We start from the raw sequence: 25,153 nt of genomic DNA on the forward strand, positions 1-25,153 counted from the left end.
AGCCCGCCCTGGTTACGGCGGTCCGGACAGCGGCAGCAGGATGGACGGGCGGAGGTCCAGGACGAACTGCAGGGGATTGACGTAGTTCTCTCCTTCCCGCACTCCCCAGTGCAGGCACTGGGCCGCCGGACAATGTCCCGGCAGCACAGTGCCGATGACCCCGCCCCCAGCCACGGCGGCGCCCACCTTCAGCGTGCTTTCCACCGGCTCGAAACTGCTGCGCAGCCCGCCGCCATGGTCGATGGTGATCACCGGCCGGTCCACCACCACGCCCACGAAACTCACCGTTCCCGACGCGGGTGACACAACCTGCGTGCCTCCGGCGAAGTCCAGGTCCACGCCGCGGTGCCCGCTGAGCCAGGGCTTTGGCGGGGGGTCGAAACCCCGCAGCACCGGCGGGCGCGGTGCCAGCGGCCACTGCCAGGAAGGCCTGGCACCCACCCCGGAAGCCGCCGTCGTCCATTCCTGCCTGGGAACGGTGGACCGGGCCGGGTACGGCTGCCCCGCACCTGCGGCGCTGTACTGGAATGACGGGCCGGGGGAGGCCACTGATGCAGGCAGCAGCAGGAGTGCGGCCAGGAGGACCGGTGGTTTCATGCCACCAGCCTCCCTGTCCAGCGCGGAGCGGGGCAGGGCCGGTTGCGGCTATGTGGACAACGTCCCGGCCGGGTGCTTCCCCGTCCGGCGGCAGGGGGTGCCTGTAGTACACTTGATGGAGCAGTTTGCTGCGCCCTCAACGCTTTCCGTCCCAGTGGTTCACCCCCGCGGTGCATTTCCTTGTCCGGATTGTGTCGGCACATCTCATTCAGGAGTGTGGGGGAGCGGCGGCTGACTACGCGCATCCAGCCCTCCGGCAGCGAACGCCCCGGCGTCGTCCATGGAGGACCGTACTTCCTGCGGTCAGGCTTTGTTCCTGATGGGAAGAACGGTGGATGCCAGGAGCACGGCCCGTCCGGGCCACGCTGATCAACCGTCAACTATTGGCAGGGTAAGAAGCCCCCGGGTTTTCTCATGAATGACCTGCCGGAAAATAAGGAGCGCCGGAATGCCCGTCGTAACCATGCGCCAGCTGCTTGACAGCGGCGTCCACTTTGGACACCAGACCCGCCGTTGGAACCCGAAGATGAAGCGCTTCATCTTCACCGAGCGCAACGGCATCTACATCATCGACCTCCAGCAGTCGCTGTCCTACATCGACCGCGCCTACGAGTTCGTCAAGGCCACTGTTGCCCACGGCGGCACCGTGCTCTTCGTCGGCACCAAGAAGCAGGCCCAGGAAGCAATTGCCGAGCAGGCAACCCGCGTGGGCCAGCCCTACGTCAACCAGCGTTGGCTCGGCGGCATGCTGACCAACTTCCAGACGGTTGCCAAGCGTATCCAGCGCATGAAGGAACTCGAAGAGATCGACTTCGACGACGTCGCCGGTTCCGCTTACACCAAGAAGGAACTCCTGCTCCTCAAGCGCGAGCTCACCAAGCTGGAGTCCAACCTGGGCGGTATCCGCAACCTGACCAAGGCTCCGTCCGTGCTGTGGGTTGTTGACACCAAGAAGGAACACCTCGCCGTTGACGAGGCCAAGAAGCTGAACATCCCGGTTGTGGCCATCCTGGACACCAACTGCGATCCGGACGAAGTCGACTTCCCGATCCCGGGCAACGACGACGCCATCCGCTCCGTGAACCTCCTGACCCGCGTTGTTGCCGACGCCGTTGCCGAGGGCCTGATCGCCCGCAACAACCGCGGCACGGGCGCCACGGAAGCTCCGGAAGAGCCGCTGGCCGAGTGGGAGCGCGAGCTCCTCGAAGGCAACAAGGCAGAAGCCGCTGCAGCTCCGGCCGAGAACGCTGCAGCTCCGGCTGCCGACGAGGCTCCCGCCGCTGAAGCTCCGGCTGCCGAGGCAGCTCCGGCCGCCGAGGCTCCCGCCGAAGACGCCAAGTAAGACACGCACAATCCGGATTCTCCGCGCTGTCCGCAGCCGGAGCTGCTGACAGGATGGCGGCCCACCCCCGTGGGCTGCCATCCTGTCGGTCCGTACACCACCACACATTTCTAGACAGAGGGGTTCACATGGCGAACTACACTGCCGCGGACATCAAGGCCCTGCGCGAGCGCACCGGCGCCGGCATGATGGACGTCAAGAAGGCTCTTGACGAGGCCAACGGTGACGCCGAGAAGGCCATCGAGATCATCCGCATCAAGGGCCTCAAGGGCGCTACCAAGCGCGAAGGCCGCTCCACCGCTGAAGGCCTCGTGGCCGCCAAGGTCAGCAACGGCGTCGGCGTCATGATCGAGGTCAACTGCGAGACCGACTTCGTTGCCAAGGCTGACAAGTTCATCCAGCTGGCCGACAAGGTCCTGGCCGTCGCCGTCGAGTCCGGCGCTGCCGACCTCGAGACCCTGCTGGCAACCGATGTTGACGGCAAGCCGCTCTCCGAGGTTGTCGTCGAAGAAGGCGCCATCCTGGGCGAGAAGGTTGTTGTCCGCCGCCTCTCCCGCGTTGAGGGTGCCACGGTTGACGCTTACCTGCACAAGACCTCCAAGGACCTCCCGGCCCAGGTGGGCGTTCTGTTCGCTGTCGACGGTGAAGGCGAAGCCGCCACCACCGCCGCCCACGACGTCGCTGTGCACATCGCCGCCATGGCTCCGAACTACCTCACCCGTGAGGACGTTCCGGCCGAGCTTGTTGAGTCCGAGCGCCGCATTGCCGAAGAGACAGCCAAGGCAGAGGGCAAGCCCGAGGCTGCCATGACCAAGATTGTGGAAGGCCGCGTGACGGGCTTCTACAAGGGCGAGGTCCTGGTTGACCAGGCATTCGCCAAGGATGCCAAGAAGTCCGTGGCACAGGTCCTCGAAGAGGCCGGTGTCAAGGGAACCGCCTTCACGCGTTTCCGCGTCGGCTCCTAGTCGAAACTGCAAGGGGTGGCCACTTCGGTGGCCGCCCCTTTTGCATGCGCCCAATCGACTGGCGCCCAGTCGGCTTGGACCGCCGCCGGTTCCGACCACCGGATCCGGCAGGATACCCTTTTTTCAGAGTCACCAACGGGAAGGCATCATGGAAGCCGTCAACACTGTCACGCATTCGGAGAAGAACCGGCGGCGGGTCCTCCTGAAGCTCTCCGGCGAGGTCTTCGGCGGCGGGAAGCTCGGTGTCGATCCCGAGACCGTCCGCAACGTCGCCAAGCAGATCGCGGCAGCCGTCCCCGAAGTGGAGGTGGCCATTGTGGTGGGCGGCGGCAACTTCTTCCGCGGTGCCGAACTGTCGCAGAGCGGCATGGACCGCTCCCGCGCCGACTACATGGGCATGCTGGGAACGGTCATGAACTGCCTGGCACTGCAGGACTTCCTGGAGCAGGCGGGCGTGGAAACCCGCGTCCAGAGCGCCATCACCATGGGCCAGGTGGCGGAGGCCTACATTCCGCGCCGGGCCATCCGCCACATGGAAAAGGGTCGCGTGGTCATCTTCGGTGCCGGCGCCGGCCTGCCCTACTTCTCCACCGACACCGTGGCGGCCCAGCGCGCCCTGGAAGTCCACGCCGACGTGGTCCTCATGGCCAAGAGCGGGGTGGACGCCGTGTACACCGCGGACCCCAAGAAGGACCCCACCGCGGAGCGCCTGGAAACCCTCAGCTACGACGACGCGCTGCGCCGCGACATCCGCGTCATGGACCAGACGGCCATGACCATGTGCAAGGACAACGACCTCTCCATGGTGGTATTCGGCATGGAGGGTGAAGGCAACGTCACCCGCGCCATCCTCGGCGAGAAGCTGGGCACGCTGGTCACCGCCTAGCTGCGGCTAGGATGTTTTCAGGACAGTTCCGTCCCCGTCCCTCCGGGCGGGGACGGAAACAGCAACAAAGAACAACGTGAGTGCATGGAACCGGCGCCCCGGACTGCACCAGAACCGTCAGGAGAGACCGTGATCGAAGAGACCTTGCTCGAAGCCGAAGAAAAGATGGACAAGGCGGTAGAGGTAGCCAAGGAAGACTTCGCCGCCGTCCGCACCGGGCGCGCCAACCCGGGCCTCTACAACAAGGTCCTGGTGGACTACTACGGCTCGCCCACGCCGCTGCAGCAGCTGGCCTCGTTTGCCATCCCGGACGCCCGGACCATCCTGATCACCCCGTTCGACAAGACCGCCATGCGGGACATCGAACGCGCCCTGAGCGATTCCGAGGTCGGCGCCAACCCGTCCAACGACGGCAACGTCATCAGGATTACCATTCCTGAACTGACCAAGGAGCGCCGCAAGGAATACGTGAAGATCGTCAAGACCAAGGGCGAGGACGCCAAGGTCTCCATCCGCAACATCCGCCGCAAGGCCAAGGAAACCCTGGACCGCCTGGTCAAGGACGGCGAGGCGGGCGAGGACGACGGCAACCGTGCCGAAAAAGAACTGGACAGCCTCACCAAGGCCCATGTGGACGGCATCGACGAGCTGCTCAAGCGCAAGGAAGCAGAGCTGCTCGAAGTCTGATGGGCCAGGCAGATCAGGCCCCCGCACCAAGGGCGCGCGCACGGGGGAAGCAGCCCAGGAGCAACCCCACGCCAAAGGCCGGGCGGAACCTGCCCGCCGCCGTCGTGGTGGGGCTGGCCATGCTCCTCGCCGTGCTCGGCGGACTGCTGTTCCTCCCGCTGGTGTTCGTAGCCATCGTCACGGCCTTCGCTGTCTTTGGCGTGTGGGAGATCTACCGGGCGCTGGAGGCCAACGGCACCAGGATGCCCATCGTGCCGGTCATGACCGGCACGCTGGCACTGCCTTTCGCCGCGTACTTTGGCGGCATCGAGAGCCAGCTGTTCGCCCTGCTGCTCAGCGCCGTGGCCGTGCTGCTGTGGCGCTCGATCGAGAGTGCCGCCGGCTCGGCAAACAGTATCTTTGCCGGTGTCTTCACGCTGGGCTGGGTGCCCTTCTTCATCAGTTTCGCTGCACTGCCGCTGCACGCGGCAGGCGCAACTCCGCTAGGGCTGTGGCCCGGTGGCATGGCCCCCATCGGAGCATGGGAGATAGCCGTCATGCTGCTGCTGGTGGTCTCCAACGACACCTTCGGCTACCTGGTGGGCGCGTCACTGGGAAAGCACCCCATGGCACCGAAGATCAGCCCCAAGAAGTCCTGGGAGGGCTTCGCGGGGTCGGTGGCAGGCGCCATGCTGATCGGCGTCCTGGCAGCCCTCTTCGTGCTGGACAAGCCATGGTGGGTGGGCGCAGTGCTGGCGGTGGGAACCGTGGCAGCGTCCACTGCCGGGGACCTCGCCGAGTCCATGGTCAAGCGTGAACTGGGCGTCAAGGACATGAGCAGCATCCTGCCTGGCCATGGGGGAGTGATGGACAGGCTGGACTCCATTGTCTTCGCCTCACCGGTGGCCTTCATCCTGTACGGCCTGGTGGCTGGCGCCTAATCCCTCCAGCCCGGCCGGCCGGGCATCCAACACAAACAGGATCCGGGTGCCGGCACCAATCCCGGCACCCTAAACTGGTGCGGAAGCACAACCGCTGAACAGCATTGAAGGAATCGAAGTGGCATTGGACATTCATCGGCAGATCCCTGCGTCCTTTGAGCGCGTGCAGCGCAGCGAGTACGGATACAACGCCAGGCAGGTTGACCAGTTCCTGCAGCGGGCAAGGGTCTCCCTGGAAACGCCCCAGGCCGCCACCGAACCCGTCAACAGCGCCGACGTGCGGGCCGTGTCCTTCGACCCCGTCAAGGGCGGGTACTCCGCCGCCGTCGTGGACGCCGCACTGGACCGGCTCGAGGACGCCTTCGCCCGCAGGGAGCGGGATGAACTCATCGCGGCCCGCGGCGAGGAAGCCTGGCTGCGCGAAATCGGAAGCCTTTCCGGCATCCTCCGCGGACGCCTGCACCGGCCCGACGGAGACAGGTTCCGCCGTCCCACCAAGAGCAAGGCCCGCAGCTACAACACCGACGACGTCGACCGGCTGTGCCGCGAGCTCGTCGCCTACCTCGAACAGGACAAGCCGTTGAGCGTGGACAGCGTGCGCCGCGCGGTCTTCCGTCCGGCCGTGGGCCGTGAGGGCTACGAGGAATCCCAGGTGGATGCCTTCCTGGACCGCGTGGTTGAGCTGATGGCGGCCATCGACTGACGGGCCACTGCCCCGGGGCCGCTTAGTCCCCGGCCGGCGCCGTGGGGAGAGCGGCGCCTGCAGGCCCCTGAGGATGGCAATCAAGGCCTCTCCTCCCGATTCACCGTTCGGTTGCCAGCGGCCGTTCCGGAGTATGCAGGCGGGTCATGATGCGCGGCATGGTGCCGGGAATCCGGTGTGGCGTGGCCCGGGAAACGATGACCATTACGGCGAACGCGGCAGGCACGCTCCAGGCCGCGGGCTGCGCGAGCCACGGCGGCGTCAGGCCTGAACCTGAGATTGCGCCCGCGATCATCGCCCCGCCGCAGAGCACCCCGCCGGTCACCATTCCGGCGATCGCTCCAGCGTCGGTCAGGCCGCGCCACCAGATGCCGAGCAGCAGGACCGGGCAGACAGTGGACGCGGTGAACGCGAAGACCAGGCCCACGCTGCCGGCAAGCGCCAGGGAGCCCGTCATAAGCGCAAAACCCAGGGGGACGACGGCGGAGACGACGGCGGCGAGCCGGAACCCACGGACGCTGCCGCCCAGGACGTCCTGGCTGATCACGCCTGCCAGGGAGACCACCAGGCCAGAGGTGGTGGACAGGAACGCGGCGAACGAGCCGGCCACCACCAGGGCGGAGAGCAGGTCGCCCGGTACCCCGCCAACGAGTTCGCCGGGGAGCCGCAGGACCATGGCATCCGGCTGCCCGGAGCGGGCCAGGCCGGGGGCGAACATCCGCGCCACCAGGCCGTACGCCGTAGGGAAGAGGTAGAACACAGAGAGCAGCCCCAGGACGATCAACGTCGTACGCCGTGCCGAGTGCCCGTCCGGATTGGTGTAGAAACGCACCAGCACGTGGGGCAGTCCCAAGGTGCCGAACAGCAGCGCCACCAGCAGGGACACGTTCTGGTAGAGCCCGGCCGGTGGCATGCCCGTGGGGTTGACCGCTGGCATGGACTGGGGCTCGGTTCCGTGGCCGGCCACCAGGAAGATGATAAAGAGGATGGGCACGGCCAGGGCCGTGAGCTTGAGCCAGTACTGGAACGCCTGGACAAACGTGATGGACCGCATCCCGCCCGCCACCACTGTGAGGCACACCACCACAACGACAGCAAGGGAACCTACCCAGGGCGGCAGGCCCGTGGCGATCTGGATGGTCAGCGCCGCCCCGTGCAGTTGCGGCACGATGTACAGCCACCCCACCATCACCACCACCAGGCTGGTGACCCGCCGGACCGTCCGGGACGCAAGCCTGGACTCGGTGAAGTCCGGGATGGTGTAGGCGCCCGACCGGCGCAGCGGGGCGGCAACGAAGAGCAGCAGCATCAGGTAGCCGGCGGTGTATCCCACCGGGAACCAGAGAGCGTCTGTCCCGGACAGCAGGATGAGTCCGGCCACGCCCAGGAAGCTGGCCGCGGAAAGGTACTCGCCGCCGATCGCCGAGGCGTTCCACCAGGGCCGCACGGTCCGCGACGCAACGTAGAAGTCTCCCGTGGTGCGTGAAATCCGCAGCCCGTAGAACCCGATGATGGCCGTGGCGAGGGACACCACCGTGACCGCTGTGATGGCGACGCCGGCGTTCACCCGCGCCTCACGGCTCACCTGCAAGGTCCCGGTACCGCGCCTCATTGCGCGCGGCAGTCCTGACATACAGCCAGGCGCTCAACCCGATCACCGGGTAGATTCCGGCGCCCAGCAGGAGCCAGCCGAACGGGATGCCGGCAATCCGGGTATCGGCCAGGCCGGGCACCACCAGCAGGGTCAGCGGGAACGCGGCCAGGATCAGCAGGAACCCGCCCGCCACCACCAGGGCGAGCCGCAGCTGGGACCTGATCAGCGACCGGACAAACACCTGCCCCACGTCGGAATCCTGCGCGGCCTCCCGCGATTCGACCCGCCGCCCTGCGCCGCGTACCGGAGTGCGGGCAGGCGCCCGCGGGGCCGTGACCCGGACCCGGGTCATGCGTGCGGCCTGATCCTGGTTGCCTCCAGCTTCTCCCGCACGATGGGCAGGTGCCGCCGGCTGATGGGCAGTCCGGCACCGGCCACTGTCACGCGCGGCCCGTCGGCGGCCAGTTTCATCGAGGACACATGCTTCAGCGCCACAAGGTAGGAGCGGTGCGTGCGGATAAATCCGGCGTCCGCCCACTGCTGTTCGAGGTCGGCCAGCGGCACCCGGATGAGGTAGCTTGCGTCAGCCGTGTGCAGCCGGGCGTAATCGCCCTGGGCCTGCACGTAGGTGACGTCGTCGCGGCGGATCATCCTGGTGGTCCCGCCCTGGTCCACCGTGATCATCTCCGGTGCCGCGCCGCCGTCGCGCAGTTCACTGATCCGTGCCACGGAACGGGCCAGCCGTTCCGTGCGCACCGGCTTGAGCAGGTAGTCCACGGCGGCGAGTTCGAACGCCGCCAGGGCATGGTCCTCGTCGGCGGTGACGAAAACAACGGCAGGCGGATTGCTGCTGCGGGCAATGGCACCGGCGATGTCCAGGCCGGACACCGCGGGCATGTGGATGTCCAGGAATACGGCGTCGATGCCGCCGGAGGACAGGGCCGTGAGCGCTTCGGCCCCGGACGTCGCCCGCAGCACCTTGCCGATGCGCTCGTCCCTGCCCAGCAGGAACGCCAGCTCCTCAACGGCGGGCAGCTCATCATCAACGACGAGGACGTTAATCATTCTCCTAGGGTACTTCCAGCGGCAGGACCCGCCTCACGCATCATGTCCTGGCTGCGACTTCGGCACCCGCATGGTGATGAGTGTTCCCTCACCGGGCGCCGTTTCCACCACCAGGCCATGGTCGTTGCCGTACACCTGGCGAAGGCGTGCGTCCACATTCCGCAGCCCCACATGGTCCCCGTCGGTATGGCCCGCCAATACGGACCGGAGATGGTCAGGATCCATGCCCACGCCGTCGTCCTCGATGGTGACCTCAGCGAAGGCCCCGGCGTCCTCCGCCGTGATGCTGATGTGCCCGGGGCCGGCCTTGGCCTCGAGCCCGTGCCGGACGGCATTCTCCACCAGCGGCTGGAGGCTGAGGAAGGGGATGACGGTGCCCAGCACTTCCGGGGCGACCCGAAGGCTGACCTGGACGCGCTCGCCAAACCGGGCACGCTCCAGGAGCAGGTAGCGGTCAATGCAGCGGAGCTCCTCGGCAAGGGTGGTGAAGTCGCCGTGGCGCCGGAACGAGTAGCGGGTGAAATCGGCAAACTCCACCACCAGCTCCCTGGCCCGCTCCGGATCGGTGTTGATGAAGGACGCGATGGCGTTGAGTGAGTTGTAGATGAAGTGCGGGCTGATCTGTGCCCGCAGCGCCCGGACCTCCGCTTCCATCAGAAGCGTCCTGGAGGCGTCCAGCTCGGCAAGTTCCACCTGGACCGCAACCCAGTCGGCCACTTCCCCTGTTGCCCTGACAAGGCCTGCGCCCACGGACGGGGCGAAGGCTGCCACCGAACCCACCACCCGGGTGCCGGCCCGTACCGGGGCGATGACACCGGCAAGCTGGCCGCCGGTTCCGTCCGCGCCTGCTGAGAGGACCGCTGTCCGGCCCGAGCCAAGCACACCGGCGGCAAGTTCCATCAGGCGGGGCCTGATGTCCTCGGCACCTCCGTCGCAGGCCAGCACGCCTGCTGCATCCGTGATCGCCAGGGCGTCGCAGGCCAGCAGGGCGCGCAGCTGGCGGCTGGCTTTCGCGGCGCCGGCCGGGTTCAGGCCGCGCCGCAGGTGCTGCCCGGCCTGGGAGGCAGCGTGCAGTGTGTGGTACGTGGCGCGCTCTGCGTCAGTGCCCAGCTCCCGGAAGGAGCGGAGCACCTTCAGGCCCACGCCGACGACGACGGCAATGGCCATGGCGATCACCGCAACGGCCGCGGCGGTGAGGAGGGGGGAGTCCGGCATGGTGCCCAGCGTAGCGGCGGGTGCCGTTTGCCGCAGCATCGCAACCGTTGAGCGACAGTGGGCGGCAAAGTGCTGGAATACGGCGGCGGACGGACGGCAAAGTGATTGGTGTCACATCTGCGGTGCCCCTGCATGGTGCTGCTGGCCAGGTCACTGTCCAGCGCCTCTGGCTCAGGGCCTTCCGCCCGGTGTGTTCCGGCAACTCAATGAGGAGGAACGATGGGTAATGAGGCCCATACTCCGGACGCAGCGGCGTCCGTGGACTTTGAGCAAGTCCAGTCAACCGGGCAGTTCCAGGAATTGCGCAAGCGTCACCGCAGCTTTGTCTTCCCCATGGCAGTGGCCTTCCTGCTGTGGTACTTCGCCTATGTGCTGCTCGCCGACTACGCGGTGGAGTTCATGTCCACCAAGGTCTGGGGCAACATCAACATCGGCTTGATCCTGGGCCTGCTGCAGTTCGTCTCGACGTTCGCCATCACCGGCTGGTACGTGCACTACTCCAACAAGCGGCTGGACCCCATCGCCTCGGAGATCAGGCACGAAATCGAGGGGCACGAATTCGATAAGAACGGAAACCGAGTGGGCGGAGCCAACAAATGATCGCAATTCCTGCTGCGGTGGACGTTGCCGCCCTCAAAGACACCACCCTCTTGAACATGGGCATCTTCGGCCTGTTCGTGGCCGTGACCATGGTGATTGTGTTCCGCGCCAGCCGGAACAACAAGACCGCCGCCGACTACTATGCCGCCGGGCGCTCGTTTACAGGCTCGCAGAACGGTACCGCCATCGCCGGCGACTACCTGTCGGCCGCATCCTTCCTGGGCATCACCGGGGCCATCGCCATCAACGGCTACGACGGGTTCATGTACTCCATCGGCTTCCTGGTGGCCTGGCTGGTTGCGCTGCTGCTGGTGGCTGAGCTGCTGCGCAACACCGGCAAATTCACCATGGCGGACGTGCTGTCCTTCCGGCTGAAGCAGCGGCCGGTCCGGATCGCCGCAGCCATCTCCACCCTGGCGGTCTGCTTCTTCTACCTGCTGGCCCAAATGGCCGGCGCAGGAAGCCTGATCTCCCTCCTGCTGGGCATCAGCGACTGGGGCGGACAAGCCCTGGTGATCATCGTCGTCGGCGCCCTCATGATCATGTATGTCCTTATCGGCGGCATGAAGGGCACCACCTGGGTCCAGATCATCAAGGCCATGCTGCTGATCGCCGGCGCCGCCGTGATGACGCTCTGGGTCCTCGGCATCTACGGTTTCAACCTTTCGGCCCTGCTGGGCGGCGCCGTGGAGACTGCCAAGAACCCCGCGGTCCTCAACCCCGGCCTGCAGTACGGCAAGAGCGAAACCTCCAAGCTGGACTTCATGTCGCTGGGCCTGGCGCTGGTCCTGGGGACGGCAGCCCTGCCGCACGTGCTGATGCGCTTCTACACCGTCCCCACGGCCAAGGAAGCACGCAAGTCCGTGGTCTGGTCCATCTGGCTTATCGGCCTGTTCTACCTGTTCACCCTGGTGCTGGGCTACGGCGCAGCCGCCCTGGTGGGGGCGGACACCATCAAGTCCGCACCCGGCGGCGTCAATGCAGCGGCCCCGCTGCTGGCCTTCCACCTGGGCGGCCCGCTGCTGCTCGGCTTCATCTCCGCGGTGGCGTTCGCCACCATCCTGGCGGTGGTGGCAGGCCTGACCATTACCGCCGCAGCATCCTTCGCCCACGACATCTACGCCAACGTCATCGCCAAGGGCAAGGCCGACGCCGCCACAGAAGTCCGGGTGGCCCGGCGGACGGTGGTGGTCATCGGTATCCTGGCCATCCTTGGCGGCATCTTCGCCAACGGCCAGAACGTGGCCTTCCTGGTGGCACTGGCCTTCGCCGTCGCGGCATCGGCGAACCTGCCCACCATCATCTACTCCCTGTTCTGGCGGAAGTTCACCACCCAGGGCGCTGTGTGGAGCATGTACGGCGGCCTGGCCTCCGCGATCCTGCTCATCGTGTTCTCACCGGTGGTCTCGGGGTTGAAGACCTCCATGATCCCCGGGGCCAACTTCGCCCTCTTCCCGCTCAGCAACCCGGGCATCGTTTCCATCCCGCTGGCGTTCTTCCTTGGCTGGCTGGGCACCACCCTGGACAAGAGGCGGGAGGACCCGGCCAAGCAGGCCGAAATGGAAGTCCGTTCGCTCACCGGGATTGGAGCCGAAAAGGCTGTGGACCACTAGGAGGGAGCCCGGCGGGTTCCTGACGGCGCAAGAGAGCCCCCGTTCCGCATTCTGCGGAGCGGGGGCTCTTCCCTTGCTCAAGAATCAGGCTGCAGGCCGCAGTTTGATGTTGGTCATCCGCAGCTGGTCGGTGCCCTCGAAGCGGTAGGCGAGGTCAACCTTCTTACCGGTGCAGCTGATCTGGCCCACCACCTCGGCCGACTTCACGCCGTTCTCGGTGGCGACCTTGAGGTCGTTGTAGGCGGGCTGGCAGGAGCTGTCCATTTCCAGGCTCTGCACCCCGGAGATGAATGCTTCCTTGGAAAGCTGCTTCTGCAGGGCCGGGTCAAGGTATTGGTCGTAGGCGTCGGAAGAGTCGCCGGCGATCACCCTCTTGGTGAAGTCGTCCGCAAGGCCCCTGGCCTGGTTGGTGGCACTGCCCACAACATTGACCAGGATCACGACGCCGAGGATCACCAGGAGCAGCACCCCACCAATGCTGCCAAGGACGATCCACAGCTTCCGCCGGCCCCGGCCCAGTGGTGGTTCCCCGGGGAGGCCGAACGGAGCAGGCTGCTCCGCCAGCCGGGACAACGGCTGCGGCGGGAAATCCGCCTGGCCCTGCCGGTACGGATCGTGGGGACTGCTCAGATCCTTGGAACTGCTCAAGGGGGAGCCTTTCGGTCGAACAGGCGCCCTGGCGCCGGCGAACTGACCCGGACCTTCCCGGCCCGGCACATCACTGCAACCAGCCTATAACCCTGCCGGGCGGCGTCGTACCTGCAACGTCGCACAGCCGGTCCGGGTGTCTCTGCTAGCTGCTTTCGGAGCCCCGGTCCAGCAGGGGCTGCACCCGGAAGGGGATCAACTCGCCCATGGCAAGCGCCGTATCTGCCCGCTCCACGCCATCGCACGCCAGGATCTTGCCGTTGATGCGGAAAAGGTCCTCGGCGTCCCGGGCCACCACGCGCAGCAGCAGGTCTGCCGATCCCGTCAGCCCGTACCCCTCCAGGACCTCCGGGATGGCGGCGATTTCCTCTGCCAGCCGCCCGAGTTTCTGCTGCTGGACGTGGACGGAGATGAATGCCATGAGCGGATACCCCAGTGCCACCGGATTGAGGCGCCTCTCGAAGGACAGGAAGACGTGCTTCTTCTCCAGCTGCGCCATGCGCGCCTGGACGGTATTTCGGGACAGGCCCAGCTTCTGCGCGAGCGCCACCACGGTCCGGCGCGGGTCCTGTGCCAACGCCGACAGCAGGCGGGTGTCAGTGCCATCCAAAGCTCGCATAATGCGCAACGCTAGCACGGTGTCGGGGAGCCGGACAGGGCACTTTGCTCAGAAACGGCGATAGTGGTTGTACCCCTTGGTTATTGTGAGTAGGGTCACAGTATCTGGGGCAATGACGCCCGGAAGGCCGGTGGCGGCAGGGGCCAAAAGCCCGGAAACCACAGGTCAACGACGTTCGAAGGTTGCGGCAATCGTGTCTACAGACCAAACGGGCCATGACGGCGCAAACACCCCCCAAGGCGCAGGGAACCCCGGAGAAACCGGGCCGGAATTCCTCCAGCTGGTTACCCCGGCCGGTGAACGGATCAGCCATCCCGAGTTCGATTTCTGGGTCAGGGACGTCACCGATGACCAGTTATGCTCCCTCTTTGAGGACATGACCGTCATCCGGCGCATCGACGTCGAGGCCACCGCCCTGCAGCGGCAGGGTGAGCTGGCCCTCTGGCCCCCGCTCCTGGGCCAGGAGGCAGCCCAGATCGGCTCCGGACGGTCACTGCGCGCGGACGACTTTGTATTCTCCAGCTACCGCGAGAACGGCGTGGCCTACTGCCGCGGCGTGGACCTGACGGACCTCCTGCGGGTCTGGCGCGGCAACGCCTCAGGCGGCTGGGATCCGTACAGCATCAACATGGCCACGCCGCAGATCATCATTGGCGCCCAGACCCTGCACGCCACGGGCTACGCCATGGGCATCCAGAACGACGGCGCCGATGCCGTGGCCGTCACCTACTTTGGCGACGGAGCCACCAGCGAGGGCGACGTCAACGAGGCCATGGTGTTCGCCGCCAGCTTCCAGGCCCCGGTGGTGTTCTTCTGCACCAACAACCACTGGGCCATCTCCGAGCCCGTGCGTTTGCAGTCGCACATCCAGCTCGCGGACAGGGCTTCCGGCTTTGGCATCCCGAGCCTGCGGGTGGACGGCAACGACGTCCTGGCGGTCATGGCCGCCACCAGGCTGGCCCTGGACCGGGCACGGCGCGGTGGCGGCCCCACCTTCATCGAAGCCGTGAGTTACCGCATGGGCCCGCACACCACCGCCGATGATCCCACCCGCTACCGGGACGCCAACGAACTGGAGGACTGGGCCGCCAAGGATCCCATCTCCCGGCTGGCCGGCCTCCTGGAGCGGAAGGGACTGCTGACCGCCGAGCTGCAGCAGCAGGTCAAGGACAAAGCCGACACCGTGGCTTCACAGATGCGGCGCGGCTGCACCACCATGCCGGAGCCCCAGGCCATGGACATCTTCAAGCACGTCTACAGCACGCCCAACTCCTGGCTGGAACGCCAGCAGGACCATTACGCACGATATTTGGCCTCCTTCGGCGATCCCGCAGGAGCCGTTTCAGAGGAAGGTGCACGCTGATGACCCAGTTGACCTTTGCCCGCGCCATCAATGCCGGGCTGAGGAAGTCGCTCGAAAACGACTCCAAGGTGGTTCTCCTCGGCGAGGACATTGGCGCCCTGGGCGGTGTCTTCCGGGTAACGGACGGCCTGCAAAAGGATTTCGGCACGCACAGGGTGGTGGACACCCCGCTGGCGGAGTCCGCCATCGTGGGGACCGCCGTCGGCCTGGCTTACCGCGGCTACCGGCCCGTAGTGGAAATCCAGTTCGACGGGTTCATCTACCCGGCGTTCGACCAGATCGTCAGCCAGGTGGCCAAGCTGCACTACCGCACCGGCGGGGCCGTCAGGATGCCCATCACCATCAGGGTCCCGTTCGGCGGCGGCATCGGCTCACCCGAACACCACTCCGAGTCCCCGGAAGCCTACTTCACCCATACTTCGGGGCTGCGGGTGGTGACCGTTGCAAACCCGCAGGACGCGTACACGGTCATCCAGCAGGCCATTGCCTGTGACGACCCCGTCCTGTACTTCGAGCCCAAGCGCCGCTACCACGACAAAGGCGAGGTGGACGAGTCCGCAGATCCGGCTTCGGCACCGCCCATGGACAAAGCCCGGGTACTCACCGACGGCAATGACGTCACCCTGGTTGCCTACGGGCCCCTGGTCAAGACCGCCCTGGACGCCGCCTCCGCCGCAGCGGACGAGGGCATCTCCATCGAAGTCATTGACCTCCGTTCCCTGGCCCCCGTGGATTATGAGCCGGTGGTGGCGTCCGTGCGGAAGACCGGGCGCCTGGTCATCACGCATGAGGCTGCGCAGTCCGGCGGCCTGGGCGCGGAAGTGGCGGCCAGCATCACCGAACGGTGCTTTTACCACCTGGAGGCTGCCCCGGTGCGGGTGACCGGGTTCGACATCCCCTACCCGTACTCGAAGCTGGAAATGCACCACCTGCCGGGCCTGGACCGCATCCTGGACGGCGTGGACCGCGCGCTGGGCCGCCCCAACTCCCTGAGCGGACTGGAAGGTTGAGCGCCACCATGATCAAGGAATTCCGGCTCCCGGACCTGGGCGAGGGACTCACAGAGTCTGAAATCCTCAGCTGGAAAGTGGATGTCGGGGACACCGTCAGCCTCAACCAGGTCATCGCCGAAGTGGAAACCGCCAAGGCCGTGGTGGAGCTTCCGTCGCCGTTCGCCGGGGTCATCAAGGAACTCCACGAACAGCCCGGTTCCGTCGTCGAGGTGGGCAAGCCCATCGTCTCGTTCGAGGTAGCGGACGACGCCGGCGCGTCACCTTCGACGCCGTCCGGTGCCATGGCTGCCGGCGACTTAGCTGCCGGGGCGCGGGAGCCGGTGGTGGAATTGCCGAAAAGGGAGCCGAACCTGGTGGGGTACGGCGCCGTCGTCGAGCGTTCCGGGCGGCCGGCACGACGGCCGCGGAACTTTGCCCCGGTGGGTGAGCGCGTCGAAACCAGGCCTGTTGAAAGCCAAGCCACGGCAGTTGAACCGGTCGAAAGCAAGCCCGCTGGGACCATACCAGCGGAACGCCCGCGGTCCACGCCTCCGGTCCGCAAGCTGGCCAAGGACCTGGGAGTGGACCTCGTGCAGGTCCGCGGCACGGGTCCCGGCGGGCTGATAACGCGGGAAGACGTCCAGGAATTTGCCGGGCAGGCGGAACAGCTCGCCCCACCCATGGAAGGGCAAGCGCCTGCGGGTGGAACCGGTGCGGTGGAGAGGGAAACCAGGACCCCGATCAAGGGCGTGCGCAAGTTGACCGCGGCCGCCATGGTGCACAGCGCCTTCACCGCGCCGCATGCCACGGAATTCCTCACCGTGGATGTCACCCCCAGCCTTGATCTGCTGGCCAGGCTCAAGAACAGCAGGGAATTCGCCGGAATCAAGCTCACGCCCCTGACGCTCGCCGCCAAGGCCGTGCTCGTTGCCTTACACCGCAACCCTGCACTGAATTCCCGCTGGGACGAAGAAAACCAGGAGATCGTCACCTTCAATTACGTGAACCTGGGCATCGCCGCCGCCACGCCGCGGGGACTCACCGTCCCCAACATCAAGGATGCCGAGACCTTGGCGCTCCGGCAGCTGGCCCAGGCGCTGACGGCGCTCGCCGAAACCGCCCGGGCGGGCAAGACCACGCCGGCCGATCTTGCAGGCGGCACCATCTCCATCACCAACATCGGCGTCTTCGGCATCGACGCCGGCACTCCCATCCTCAATCCGGGCGAGGCAGCGATCCTTGGCTTGGGCGCGGTCCGCACCATGCCGTGGGAATACCGGGGGGAGGTGGCGCTGCGCCAGGTGCTCACCCTGAGCCTGTCCTTCGACCACCGCCTGGTGGACGGGGAGCAGGGTTCCCGGTTCCTGGCGGACGTGGGAGCCATCCTGGCCGAGCCAGGCATGGTGCTCACCATGGTTTAGCTGTTGACGTCCCAGGCTGGGAGGCGGGGGTGCCATCCACCATCAGGGCGGCCAGCGCCATCCGTTCCAGCAGGGGGCGGGCGACGCCGGCTGCCATGCGCCTGCCGTGGCTGCGGACCGAGTGCGGAGTGGAATTAATGAGGCCGAACGTGGCGTGGGCGCGCATCCGCAGCTCCGCAGGATCAATTGCGGGGTGGACCTTGGCCAGGACATCCACCCACACCTCCACGTAGCTGCGCTGGAGTGTACGCACGGCCAGCTGGTCCTGCTCGGACAGGTTGGTGAAGTCACGGTCCTGCACCCGGATCACCTCGGGCTTGCCGAGGGCGAAATCCACTTGGAACTCCACCAGCTGCCGCAGTGCAGCCTGGGGGTCGGAAGTGCGCTCCACAACTTCACGCCCGCCGTCGAGCAGTTCCTGGCTGACTGTGACCAAAAGGTCGGCCAGGACTGCCTGCTTGCCCGGAAAGTGCCGGTAGACAGCTGGTCCGCTGACGCCTGCTGCCGCTCCGAGGTCCTCCAGTGAAACGCGGTTGAAGCCGTTGGCCGCGAACAGTGAGGCAGCAGCGGAGAGCAACGCCTGCCGCCGGTTCTCCTTGGCCTTGCCGCGCTGCGTGGTGGGGGCCTGGATGGGCAGGGCCGGCGGCGCTGTATTGCTGGACACTTTTCCTCCTTGGGCCGACCCAGATTCTAGCAACGCGGTGATGTGTTGGACATCACAGTTAATCGAGACTAACGTGAATCTCAGTTATTAGTCACTAACCGAGTTGCCCTGGCGGCCGCCCGGACCGACACAAGGACGGAGCGTCGATGGAGACCCTGGCCACCCGGCTCGACCCGGCAAGCGAGGCCTTCCGCGCCACCCGGGAAGAGCAGTTGTCGCTCGCCGGGGAGCTGCGGAAGAAGCTGGCGGATGCCGCACTGGGCGGCCCCCAAAAGTCGCGGGACCGCCACGTGGCCCGGGGCAAACTGCTGCCGCGGGACCGGATCGACCGGCTGCTGGATGACGGGAGCCCGTTCCTGGAAATCGCACCCCTCGCGGCCAACGGGATGTACGGCGACGATGCACCCGGCGCCGGAGTCAGCGCAGGGATCGGCCTGGTGCACGGCCGGCAGGTCCTGGTTATCTCCAATGACGCCACCGTCAAGGGCGGGACCTATTACCCCATGACGGTCAAGAAGCACCTCCGCGCCCAGGAGATCGCCTTGGAGAATCGGCTGCCCTGCGTCTACCTGGTGGATTCGGGCGGCGCCTTCCTGCCCAAACAGGACGAGGTATTCCCGGACAAGGACCATTTTGGCCGGATCTTCTACAACCAGGCACGCCTCTCGGCAGCCAAGATTCCCCAGATCGCTGCCGTCATGGGGTCCTGCACGGCCGGGGGAGCCTACGTTCCCGCCATGAGCGATGAGACCGTCATCGTCCGGAACCAGGGCACCATCTTCCTGGGCGGGCCGCCGCTGGTGAAGGCAGCCATCGGGGAGATCGTCACCGCTGAGGAACTGGGCGGGGGCGAGGTGCACTCCAGGGTCTCCGGGGTAACGGACCACCTGGCCGAAAACGACGAACATGCGCTTCAGATCATCAGGGACATCGTTGCCACCCTGCCGCCTCCCGCCGAGCCCGCGTGGCAGGTGGAACCCGCCGTCGAACCCGCCGTCAGCCCGGAAGGGCTATACGGCGCCGTGCCCACGGACGTCAACGCGCCCTACGACGTCCATGAGGTCATCGCCCGGCTGGTGGACGGCAGCAGGTTCCATGAGTTCAAGAAGGAGTACGGCACCACCCTAGTCACGGGATTCGCCCGGATCGACGGACACCCCGTGGGGATCGTGGCCAACAACGGAGTGCTGTTCAGTGAGTCCTCGCTCAAAGGGGCGCACTTCATCGAATTGTGCGACCAGCGCGGCATCCCGCTGCTGTTCCTGCAGAACATCTCCGGCTTCATGGTGGGCAGGGACGCCGAGCAGGGCGGCATCGCCAAGAACGGGGCCAAAATGGTGACCGCCGTTGCCACGGCCCGGGTCCCCAAGCTCACGGTGGTCATAGGCGGCTCCTTTGGCGCCGGAAACTACTCGATGTGCGGCCGCGCCTACTCGCCGCGGTTCCTGTGGATGTGGCCCGCGGCCCGCATCTCGGTGATGGGCGGCAACCAGGCTGCCAGTGTGCTGGCCACCGTGAAGCGGGACCAGTACGAAGCTGCGGGGGAGGAGTGGACGGCCGCCGACGAGGAAGCCTTCAAGGCACCCATCCGCCGGCAGTACGAGGACCAGGGCAGTCCCTACTACTCCACCGCCAGGCTGTGGGATGACGGCGTCATCGACCCCGCCGATACCCGCACCGTCCTGGGCCTGGCGCTCGATGTCGTCTCCCGCACCCCCCTGCCGGAGACCTCCTTCGGCCTCTTCCGGATGTGAGCCAGCAATGACCCTGCAGACCAACACCGCCCAGCAGCAAAGCACCCCCAACACCGCCACCGCCAGTGAGTCCCGCAACGCAAGGACCGGCGGCCCCCTTTTCGGCACCGTGCTGGTGGCCAACCGCGGTGAAATCGCGTGCCGGGTCATCCGCACACTGCGCCTCCTGGGAATCCGTTCGGTGGCCGTCTACAGCGACGCCGACGCCGGCGCCCGCCACGTGCGCGAAGCTGATACTTCCGTGCGCATCGGTCCCGCAGCGGCAACCGAAAGCTACCTCAGCATCGACGCCATCCTCGAGGCCTGCCGGCAGTCCGGCGCCGAGGCCGTCCATCCGGGTTACGGCTTCCTCAGCGAGAACGTGGACTTTGCCCGTGCCCTGGACGAAGCCGGCATTACGTTCATTGGTCCCGGCGTGGAAGCACTGAATGTCATGGGTGACAAGATCCGCGCCAAGAACCACGTGGCAGGGTATGGCGTGCCCGTGGTGCCCGGCATTGCCAGGCCTGGCATGACGGACAGTGACCTGATGGAGGCCGCTGCCGCCGTCGGCTATCCGCTCCTGATCAAGCCGTCCGCCGGTGGCGGCGGAAAAGGCATGCACGTGGTCGAAAAACCGGCTGACCTGCCTGCCGCACTGGCCACAGCCCGGCGCGTGGCCAGCGCAGCGTTTGGTGATGACACCCTGTTCCTGGAGCGCCTGGTGACCACGCCGCGGCACATCGAGGTCCAGGTGCTGGCCGACGGCCACGGCAACGCCATCCACCTGGGCGAACGCGAATGCTCGCTCCAGCGGCGGCATCAAAAAGTCATTGAAGAAGCCCCGTCGCCGCTGTTGGAGGGCCTCCCCAGCGGTCCGGGAGTCCGTGCGCGGATCGGTGAGGCCGCCTGCAATGCCGCCCGCAGCGTGAACTACACCGGGGCGGGAACCGTGGAATTCCTGGTGTCGGATGATGCGCCGGATGAGTTCTTCTTCATGGAGATGAACACGCGGCTGCAGGTGGAACACCCGGTCACGGAAATGGTCACCGGAATCGACCTGGTGGAATGGCAGGTGCGGATCGCCGCCGGTGAGGCGCTCACCGTCCGGCAGGCCGACGTCGAACTTTCGGGCCACGCGGTAGAGGCCCGGGTCTACGCCGAGGTGCCGGAGAAGAACTTCCTCCCATCCACAGGGACTGTGCTCCGGCTGGATGAGCTGCCGATGGGTACGCACGGCCCCGTCCGGGTGGACTCCTCCCTGGTGCAAGGCCTGGAGCTCTCCGCGCATTATGATCCCATGATTTCCAAAGTGATCGCCTGGGGTGAGGACCGTGCAGCCGCCCTGGCAGCCCTGGACGGTGCACTGTCCGGCTACACCGCGCTGGGCATCGAGACCAACGTCGAGTACCTGCGGCTCCTGCTCAACGATCCCGACGTCCGCGCCGGGCGCCTGGACACCGGGCTGATCGAACGGAAGCTGCCGGGACTGGAATTCCGGCGCGCCGGCGAGGCCGAACTCGTGGCCGCCGCGCTGTACGCCCTCAGCTTGGAATCCCAGAACTGCCCCGCCCCGGCGGGCGGAACCTGGCAGGGCAGGAGCGGCTGGCGCCTCGGCACACCGGCACCGCGCCGCATCAGCCTGGGAACCCCCGACGGCGGCGTGGCAACAGTGCAGGTCAGCGGCAGTCCCAGGGGTAGAGGCACCGCAACGGTGGCTGTGGACGGCGGCCCGCAACGGACCGCATCGCTGCATGTTGCGGACGGCAGTGGCGCAGTCCTTACCTTTGCCGGAGCGGCATTGGAGTACCAGGTGGCCATAGCGCCCGGGCAGCCGCTCACCTTCTTCCTGGGTAACGACGGCTGGTCCTGCAACCTGCGGGTCCTGACCCGGGAAGCACGTCTGGAACGGGTGCTGGCAGCCGTGCAGCGACAGGAAGGTGCCGCAGATCCCGAGGTGCGCTCGCCGATGCCCGGGACAGTAGTGGCCGTCCCGGTCAGCGACGGGGACTCGGTCCAGGCCGGGGAGGTCCTGGTGTCCGTGGAGGCCATGAAGATGGAACACCACCTCGTTGCTCCCCTCGCGGGGACGGTCCACCTGACCGCCCGGACCGGCGACCTTGTAAAGGCCGATCAAATCCTGGCCACCATCCACCCTCATCCCACGGGTGTTGAACCAGATTCCACAGACAAAGACGCAGACACAGATACAGACACAGCTGCCGACCAAGGCGAAGGAGCCTGACCATGACCGGTTTTGAACTCACCGAGGAATACCAGGACCTTAGCGACACCGTGCGCGACTTCGCGGACAACGTGGTGGCCCCGGTCTCCGCAAAGCACGACGAAGAGCACAGCTTCCCCTATGAAGTGGTGAAGCAGATGGCGGAGATGGGCCTGTTCGGGCTGCCGTTCCCGGAGGAATACGGCGGCATGGGCGGGGACTACTTCGCCCTGGCGCTCGCCCTGGAACAGCTCGGCCGCGTGGACCAATCGGTCGCGATCACCTTGGAGGCCGGCGTGTCCCTCGGCGCCATGCCGGTGTACCGGTTCGGCACCGACGCCCAGAAGCAGGAGTGGCTGCCCGTGCTGGCTTCGGGACAGGCGCTCGCCGGGTTCGGGCTGACCGAGCCGGAAGCGGGCTCCGACGCAGGCGGGACCAAGACGCATGCCCGGCGTGAGGACGGCCAGTGGGTGATCAACGGCAACAAGGAGTTCATTACCAACTCCGGAACGGACATCACCCGGCTGGTTACCGTCACGGCCGTCACCGGGCAGACAGAACGCGAAGACGGCAGCATCAAAAAGGAAATCTCCACCATCCTGGTGCCCACGGACACCCCCGGCTTCAAGGCGGAAAAGCCGTACAACAAGGTGGGGTGGAACGCCTCCGACACCCACCCGCTGACCCTGAAGGACGTCCGGGTTCCGGAGGAAAACCTGCTGGGCTCGGAGGGGCGCGGCTATGCCAACTTCCTGTCCATCCTGGACGAGGGCCGGATTGCCATCGCTGCCCTGGCCACCGGCGCCGCGCAGGGCTGCGTCGACCAGTCCGTCAAATACGCCCGCGAGCGCCGGGCGTTCGGCCACGAAATCGGCAAGTACCAGGCCATCTCCTTCAAGATCGCGCGGATGGCAGCGCGGGCCCACACGGCCCGCCTGGCCTACTACGACGCGGCCGCCCGGATGCTTGCCGGTAAGCCGTTCAAGACCCAGGCGGCCATCGCTAAGATGGTCGCAGGCGAGGCGGCCATGGACAACGCGCGGGATGCCACCCAGGTATTCGGCGGCTATGGCTTCATCAACGAGTTCACCGTGGCACGCCACTACCGCGACTCCAAGATCCTTGAAGTGGGGGAAGGCACCACGGAGGTCCAGCTGATGCTGATCGCCCGCGAACTGGGACTCTAGCCGGGCCGAAAGGATCACAGATGATTGACAAGGTTGTTGCCAGTGCGGACCAGGCCGTCGCGGACATCCCCGACGGCGCCTCGCTCGCGGTGGGCGGATTCGGGCTCTGCGGAATTCCAGTAGCCCTGATCGACGCTTTGCACCGGGCAGGCACCACGAACCTGGAGACTGTCAGCAACAACTGCGGCGTGGACGACTGGGGGCTCGGCATCCTCCTCCGCGATGGCCGCATCCGCCGGACCATCAGCTCTTACGTGGGCGAAAACAAGGAGTTCGCCCGCCAGTACCTTGCTGGCGAGCTCGAGGTGGTGCTCACCCCGCAGGGCACGCTGGCAGAAAAACTGCGGGCCGGTGGGGCTGGGATCCCGGCGTTCTACACCAAGGCGGGGGTTGGCACGCAGGTGTCCGACGGCGGCCTCCCGCAGAAGTACGACGCCAACGGCGGGATCGCGGTTGCCTCGGCTCCGAAGGAAGTGCGTTCCTTCGGAGGGGTGGATTACGTCCTGGAAGAATCGCTCACACCGGACTTTGGGCTGGTGCACGCATGGAAGGGCGACCGGCACGGCAACCTGGTGTTCCACGCGACGGCCATGAACTTCAACCCGCTGTGCGCCATGGCCGGCAGGATCACCATCGCCGAGGTGGAGGAACTCGTGGAACCGGGCGAACTGGACCCCGAACACATCCATACCCCCGGTATCTTCGTCCAGCGGGTGGTCCTGGCGCAGAACGGGGAGAAGCGGATCGAAAAGCGGACGGTGGCACTCCACCAGGCAGGAGCATGACCATGGATCCCAACTTCCCTGAGGCTCCGCGCCCGGAAGCCGTACGCCCCGAGTACCGGCGCGCGCGTTCCCAACAGCACGCCGGCCCCGGCGATTCGACGTCCGCCGCGGAAACAAAAGGGTGGAACCGCAACGAACTGGCCGCCCGGGTGGCCAGGGAACTGCGCAACGGCCAGTACGTGAACCTTGGCATCGGTATGCCAACCCTGATTCCCAACTACATCCCGGCAGGGGTGGAAGTGGTGCTGCACTCCGAGAACGGAATCCTCGGCGTCGGGCCCTACCCCGCTGAAGACGCCCTGGACCCGGACCTGATCAACGCCGGCAAGGAAACCGTGACCGTCAACAGGGGAGCGGCCTTTTTCGACTCCGCAACGTCCTTCGGCATGATCCGGGGCGGCCACGTGGACCTCGCCGTGCTGGGCGCCATGGAGGTGGCCGTCAACGGTGACCTGGCCAACTGGATGATCCCGGGAAAGATGGTCAAGGGAATGGGCGGGGCCATGGACCTGGTGTTCGGTGCCAAACGGGTGATCGTGATGATGGAGCACGTTGACCGCAACGGCAATCCCAAGATCGTCCAGCAATGCTCGCTGCCGCTGACCGGCAAGGGCTGCGTGGACCGGATCATCACAGACTTGGCGGTTATCGACGTCGTCAAAGATGGGGGCACGCCGCGGCTGGTCCTGCGGGAACTGGCCCCCAACGTCTCCGTCGAAGACGTGGTGGCCGCCACCGGAGCCGACCTGTTCGAGGAAGACCGGGAACTTACCGTATGACCGGCAACAACGCTACGGGCCTCGACCCAGCGGACGGCGGCGGCCGGCGCGTTGTCGAGCAGCGCGGGCTGTACTTCGACGAACTGGAGGATGGCGTTGTTTACGCCCACCGCCCCGGCAGGACGGTGACGGAAACTGACAACGTGCTGTTCAGCACGCTGACCATGAACACCCAGGCGCTGCACCTGGACGCGGCCTGGAGTGCCGGGCAGCCTTTTGGGCAGCGGCTAATGAACTCCATGTTCACCCTGGCCACTATGGTTGGCCAGTCCGTCACGCAGCTGACTCAAGGGACCATCATCGCCCAGCTGGGCCTGACGGACGTTTCTTTCCCGCACCCGCTCTATCACGGGGACACGCTTTACACGGAGACGGTCATCACCGGCAAGCGGCTGTCGGCCTCGCGCCCGGGCCAGGGAATCGTGACGATGGAACACACCGGCCGGAACCAGGACGAAACGGTGGTGGCCCGTGCCACCCGCAGCTGCCTGATGTGGACCCGGCAGGCGCACCTGGACGCGCAGGGCAGCCAAAACATCGGAGAATAGCAA

The 25,153-nt window shown here is 66.4% G+C and carries 25 protein-coding genes; 17 read left to right on the top strand and 8 right to left on the bottom strand.

The features are described from left to right. Positions 1–12 precede the first annotated feature (12 nt). Complete coding sequence (locus tag J7I84_RS04275; protein ID WP_214940999.1) at positions 13–597, bottom strand: M23 family metallopeptidase; 585 nt, start codon at positions 595–597, stop codon at positions 13–15. A gap of 448 nt (positions 598–1,045) precedes the next feature. Between J7I84_RS04275 and rpsB the strand changes: the two genes are divergently transcribed. The 6 genes from rpsB (at position 1,046) to J7I84_RS04305 (ending at position 6,100) form a co-directional block, all read left to right on the top strand. Continuing rightward, positions 1,046–1,939: a 30S ribosomal protein S2 gene (gene rpsB, locus J7I84_RS04280; protein WP_214941001.1), complete on the top strand. Its 894-nt coding sequence runs from the start codon at positions 1,046–1,048 to the stop codon at positions 1,937–1,939. Between the two features lie 128 nt (positions 1,940–2,067). Beyond that, complete coding sequence (tsf, locus tag J7I84_RS04285) at positions 2,068–2,904, top strand: translation elongation factor Ts (RefSeq protein ID WP_214941004.1); 837 nt, start codon at positions 2,068–2,070, stop codon at positions 2,902–2,904. Between the two features lie 148 nt (positions 2,905–3,052). After that, positions 3,053–3,790, top strand: coding sequence for a UMP kinase (gene pyrH, locus J7I84_RS04290; RefSeq protein WP_141161027.1), 738 nt, complete (start codon positions 3,053–3,055; stop codon positions 3,788–3,790). Positions 3,791–3,919: 129 nt separating this feature from the next. Then, positions 3,920–4,477 carry a ribosome recycling factor gene (frr, locus tag J7I84_RS04295; protein ID WP_214941008.1) on the top strand — a complete coding sequence of 186 codons (558 nt, stop codon included), beginning with the start codon at positions 3,920–3,922 and terminating at the stop codon, positions 4,475–4,477. Next, positions 4,477–5,397: a phosphatidate cytidylyltransferase gene (locus J7I84_RS04300; RefSeq protein WP_214941011.1), complete on the top strand. Its 921-nt coding sequence runs from the start codon at positions 4,477–4,479 to the stop codon at positions 5,395–5,397. The genes frr and J7I84_RS04300 overlap by 1 nt, the downstream gene beginning before the upstream one ends. 118 nt (positions 5,398–5,515) lie before the next feature. After that, entirely contained in the window at positions 5,516–6,100 is a 585-nt protein-coding gene (locus J7I84_RS04305) for a DivIVA domain-containing protein (protein ID WP_214941014.1), read from the top strand. Between the two features lie 100 nt (positions 6,101–6,200). Here the strand turns inward: J7I84_RS04305 and J7I84_RS04310 are convergent, their stop codons facing one another. The 4 genes from J7I84_RS04310 to J7I84_RS04325 are packed head-to-tail and all read right to left on the bottom strand — an operon-like array spanning position 6,201 to position 9,974. Further along, entirely contained in the window at positions 6,201–7,667 is a 1,467-nt protein-coding gene (locus tag J7I84_RS04310; RefSeq protein WP_214941371.1) for a cation acetate symporter, read from the bottom strand. Positions 7,668–7,674: 7 nt separating this feature from the next. Next, entirely contained in the window at positions 7,675–8,046 is a 372-nt protein-coding gene (locus J7I84_RS04315; protein WP_214941017.1) for a hypothetical protein, read from the bottom strand. Further along, positions 8,043–8,759, bottom strand: a complete 717-nt coding sequence (locus J7I84_RS04320; RefSeq protein ID WP_214941020.1) for a LytTR family DNA-binding domain-containing protein — start codon at positions 8,757–8,759, stop codon at positions 8,043–8,045. Before J7I84_RS04320 ends, J7I84_RS04315 begins: the two co-directional genes overlap by 4 nt. 33 nt (positions 8,760–8,792) lie before the next feature. Then, positions 8,793–9,974: a sensor histidine kinase gene (locus tag J7I84_RS04325; protein WP_214941023.1), complete on the bottom strand. Its 1,182-nt coding sequence runs from the start codon at positions 9,972–9,974 to the stop codon at positions 8,793–8,795. 219 nt (positions 9,975–10,193) lie between these two features. Here J7I84_RS04325 and J7I84_RS04330 point away from each other — a divergent pair, with 219 nt between their 5' ends. Together J7I84_RS04330 and J7I84_RS04335 are read left to right on the top strand one after the other, a co-directional pair. After that, on the top strand, positions 10,194–10,574 hold the full coding sequence (locus J7I84_RS04330; RefSeq protein WP_214941026.1) for a DUF485 domain-containing protein: 381 nt from the start codon (positions 10,194–10,196) through the stop codon (positions 10,572–10,574). After that, the gene (locus J7I84_RS04335) at positions 10,571–12,187 is read left to right on the top strand and encodes a cation acetate symporter (RefSeq protein WP_214941029.1); all 1,617 of its coding nucleotides are present in this window, start codon (positions 10,571–10,573) and stop codon (positions 12,185–12,187) included. The genes J7I84_RS04330 and J7I84_RS04335 overlap by 4 nt, the downstream gene beginning before the upstream one ends. A gap of 84 nt (positions 12,188–12,271) precedes the next feature. Here the strand turns inward: J7I84_RS04335 and J7I84_RS04340 are convergent, their stop codons facing one another. Next, the gene (locus J7I84_RS04340) at positions 12,272–12,835 is read right to left on the bottom strand and encodes a hypothetical protein (protein ID WP_251046025.1); all 564 of its coding nucleotides are present in this window, start codon (positions 12,833–12,835) and stop codon (positions 12,272–12,274) included. Between the two features lie 145 nt (positions 12,836–12,980). Next, the gene (locus J7I84_RS04345) at positions 12,981–13,454 is read right to left on the bottom strand and encodes an Lrp/AsnC family transcriptional regulator (RefSeq protein ID WP_214941032.1); all 474 of its coding nucleotides are present in this window, start codon (positions 13,452–13,454) and stop codon (positions 12,981–12,983) included. A gap of 193 nt (positions 13,455–13,647) precedes the next feature. On the opposite strand from J7I84_RS04345, the gene pdhA reads away from it, so the two are divergent. From pdhA to J7I84_RS04360, 3 genes are read left to right on the top strand one after another with little or no spacing between them, the layout of a single operon-like run. After that, on the top strand, positions 13,648–14,817 hold the full coding sequence (pdhA, locus tag J7I84_RS04350) for a pyruvate dehydrogenase (acetyl-transferring) E1 component subunit alpha (protein ID WP_214941035.1): 1,170 nt from the start codon (positions 13,648–13,650) through the stop codon (positions 14,815–14,817). Next, entirely contained in the window at positions 14,817–15,827 is a 1,011-nt protein-coding gene (locus J7I84_RS04355) for an alpha-ketoacid dehydrogenase subunit beta (protein ID WP_214941038.1), read from the top strand. The genes pdhA and J7I84_RS04355 overlap by 1 nt, the downstream gene beginning before the upstream one ends. 8 nt (positions 15,828–15,835) lie before the next feature. Then, positions 15,836–17,230, top strand: a complete 1,395-nt coding sequence (locus J7I84_RS04360; protein WP_214941042.1) for a dihydrolipoamide acetyltransferase family protein — start codon at positions 15,836–15,838, stop codon at positions 17,228–17,230. Here J7I84_RS04360 and J7I84_RS04365 read toward each other — a convergent pair. Further along, a complete protein-coding gene (locus tag J7I84_RS04365; RefSeq protein ID WP_214941044.1) occupies positions 17,217–17,894 on the bottom strand; it encodes a TetR/AcrR family transcriptional regulator in 678 nt (225 codons plus the stop codon). The two genes, J7I84_RS04360 and J7I84_RS04365, sit on opposite strands and share 14 nt — an antisense overlap. Positions 17,895–18,040: 146 nt before the next feature. Here J7I84_RS04365 and J7I84_RS04370 point away from each other — a divergent pair, with 146 nt between their 5' ends. Genes J7I84_RS04370 through J7I84_RS04395 form a run of 6 tightly spaced genes read left to right on the top strand, consistent with a single transcriptional unit; the run spans position 18,041 to position 25,150 of the window. Next, entirely contained in the window at positions 18,041–19,648 is a 1,608-nt protein-coding gene (locus J7I84_RS04370) for a carboxyl transferase domain-containing protein (RefSeq protein ID WP_214941047.1), read from the top strand. Between the two features lie 7 nt (positions 19,649–19,655). Then, on the top strand, positions 19,656–21,872 hold the full coding sequence (locus tag J7I84_RS04375) for a biotin carboxylase N-terminal domain-containing protein (RefSeq protein WP_214941050.1): 2,217 nt from the start codon (positions 19,656–19,658) through the stop codon (positions 21,870–21,872). A gap of 2 nt (positions 21,873–21,874) precedes the next feature. Continuing rightward, entirely contained in the window at positions 21,875–23,038 is a 1,164-nt protein-coding gene (locus J7I84_RS04380; RefSeq protein ID WP_214941053.1) for an acyl-CoA dehydrogenase family protein, read from the top strand. A gap of 20 nt (positions 23,039–23,058) precedes the next feature. Further along, a complete protein-coding gene (locus tag J7I84_RS04385; protein WP_214941056.1) occupies positions 23,059–23,823 on the top strand; it encodes a CoA transferase subunit A in 765 nt (254 codons plus the stop codon). Beyond that, positions 23,820–24,602, top strand: a complete 783-nt coding sequence (locus J7I84_RS04390) for a CoA transferase subunit B (protein ID WP_251046026.1) — start codon at positions 23,820–23,822, stop codon at positions 24,600–24,602. The genes J7I84_RS04385 and J7I84_RS04390 overlap by 4 nt, the downstream gene beginning before the upstream one ends. Further along, positions 24,599–25,150: a MaoC family dehydratase gene (locus J7I84_RS04395; protein WP_214941059.1), complete on the top strand. Its 552-nt coding sequence runs from the start codon at positions 24,599–24,601 to the stop codon at positions 25,148–25,150. Before J7I84_RS04390 ends, J7I84_RS04395 begins: the two co-directional genes overlap by 4 nt. The last annotated feature ends 3 nt before the right edge of the window (positions 25,151–25,153 follow it).

It is taken from the genome of Arthrobacter sp. ISL-85 (genome assembly GCF_018613675.1).
Classification (GTDB): Bacteria; Actinomycetota; Actinomycetes; order Actinomycetales; family Micrococcaceae; genus Arthrobacter.

What these genes read in the sequence shown, in the direction of transcription:
- J7I84_RS04390 (WP_251046026.1), top strand. Translation starts at nt 23,820, where the DNA reads ATGACCATGGATCCCAACTTCCCTGAGGCTCCGCGCCCGGAAGCCGTA.
- J7I84_RS04360 (WP_214941042.1), top strand. Translation starts at nt 15,836, where the DNA reads ATGATCAAGGAATTCCGGCTCCCGGACCTGGGCGAGGGACTCACAGAG.
- J7I84_RS04335 (WP_214941029.1), top strand. Translation starts at nt 10,571, where the DNA reads ATGATCGCAATTCCTGCTGCGGTGGACGTTGCCGCCCTCAAAGACACC.
- rpsB (WP_214941001.1), top strand. Translation starts at nt 1,046, where the DNA reads ATGCCCGTCGTAACCATGCGCCAGCTGCTTGACAGCGGCGTCCACTTT.
- J7I84_RS04385 (WP_214941056.1), top strand. Translation starts at nt 23,059, where the DNA reads ATGATTGACAAGGTTGTTGCCAGTGCGGACCAGGCCGTCGCGGACATC.
- J7I84_RS04315 (WP_214941017.1), bottom strand. Translation starts at nt 8,046, where the DNA reads ATGACCCGGGTCCGGGTCACGGCCCCGCGGGCGCCTGCCCGCACTCCG.
- J7I84_RS04395 (WP_214941059.1), top strand. Translation starts at nt 24,599, where the DNA reads ATGACCGGCAACAACGCTACGGGCCTCGACCCAGCGGACGGCGGCGGC.
- J7I84_RS04375 (WP_214941050.1), top strand. Translation starts at nt 19,656, where the DNA reads ATGACCCTGCAGACCAACACCGCCCAGCAGCAAAGCACCCCCAACACC.
- J7I84_RS04330 (WP_214941026.1), top strand. Translation starts at nt 10,194, where the DNA reads ATGGGTAATGAGGCCCATACTCCGGACGCAGCGGCGTCCGTGGACTTT.
- pyrH (WP_141161027.1), top strand. Translation starts at nt 3,053, where the DNA reads ATGGAAGCCGTCAACACTGTCACGCATTCGGAGAAGAACCGGCGGCGG.
- tsf (WP_214941004.1), top strand. Translation starts at nt 2,068, where the DNA reads ATGGCGAACTACACTGCCGCGGACATCAAGGCCCTGCGCGAGCGCACC.
- J7I84_RS04325 (WP_214941023.1), bottom strand. Translation starts at nt 9,974, where the DNA reads ATGCCGGACTCCCCCCTCCTCACCGCCGCGGCCGTTGCGGTGATCGCC.
- J7I84_RS04275 (WP_214940999.1), bottom strand. Translation starts at nt 597, where the DNA reads ATGAAACCACCGGTCCTCCTGGCCGCACTCCTGCTGCTGCCTGCATCA.
- J7I84_RS04345 (WP_214941032.1), bottom strand. Translation starts at nt 13,454, where the DNA reads ATGCGAGCTTTGGATGGCACTGACACCCGCCTGCTGTCGGCGTTGGCA.
- J7I84_RS04355 (WP_214941038.1), top strand. Translation starts at nt 14,817, where the DNA reads ATGACCCAGTTGACCTTTGCCCGCGCCATCAATGCCGGGCTGAGGAAG.
- J7I84_RS04370 (WP_214941047.1), top strand. Translation starts at nt 18,041, where the DNA reads ATGGAGACCCTGGCCACCCGGCTCGACCCGGCAAGCGAGGCCTTCCGC.
- J7I84_RS04320 (WP_214941020.1), bottom strand. Translation starts at nt 8,759, where the DNA reads ATGATTAACGTCCTCGTCGTTGATGATGAGCTGCCCGCCGTTGAGGAG.
- J7I84_RS04300 (WP_214941011.1), top strand. Translation starts at nt 4,477, where the DNA reads ATGGGCCAGGCAGATCAGGCCCCCGCACCAAGGGCGCGCGCACGGGGG.
- J7I84_RS04380 (WP_214941053.1), top strand. Translation starts at nt 21,875, where the DNA reads ATGACCGGTTTTGAACTCACCGAGGAATACCAGGACCTTAGCGACACC.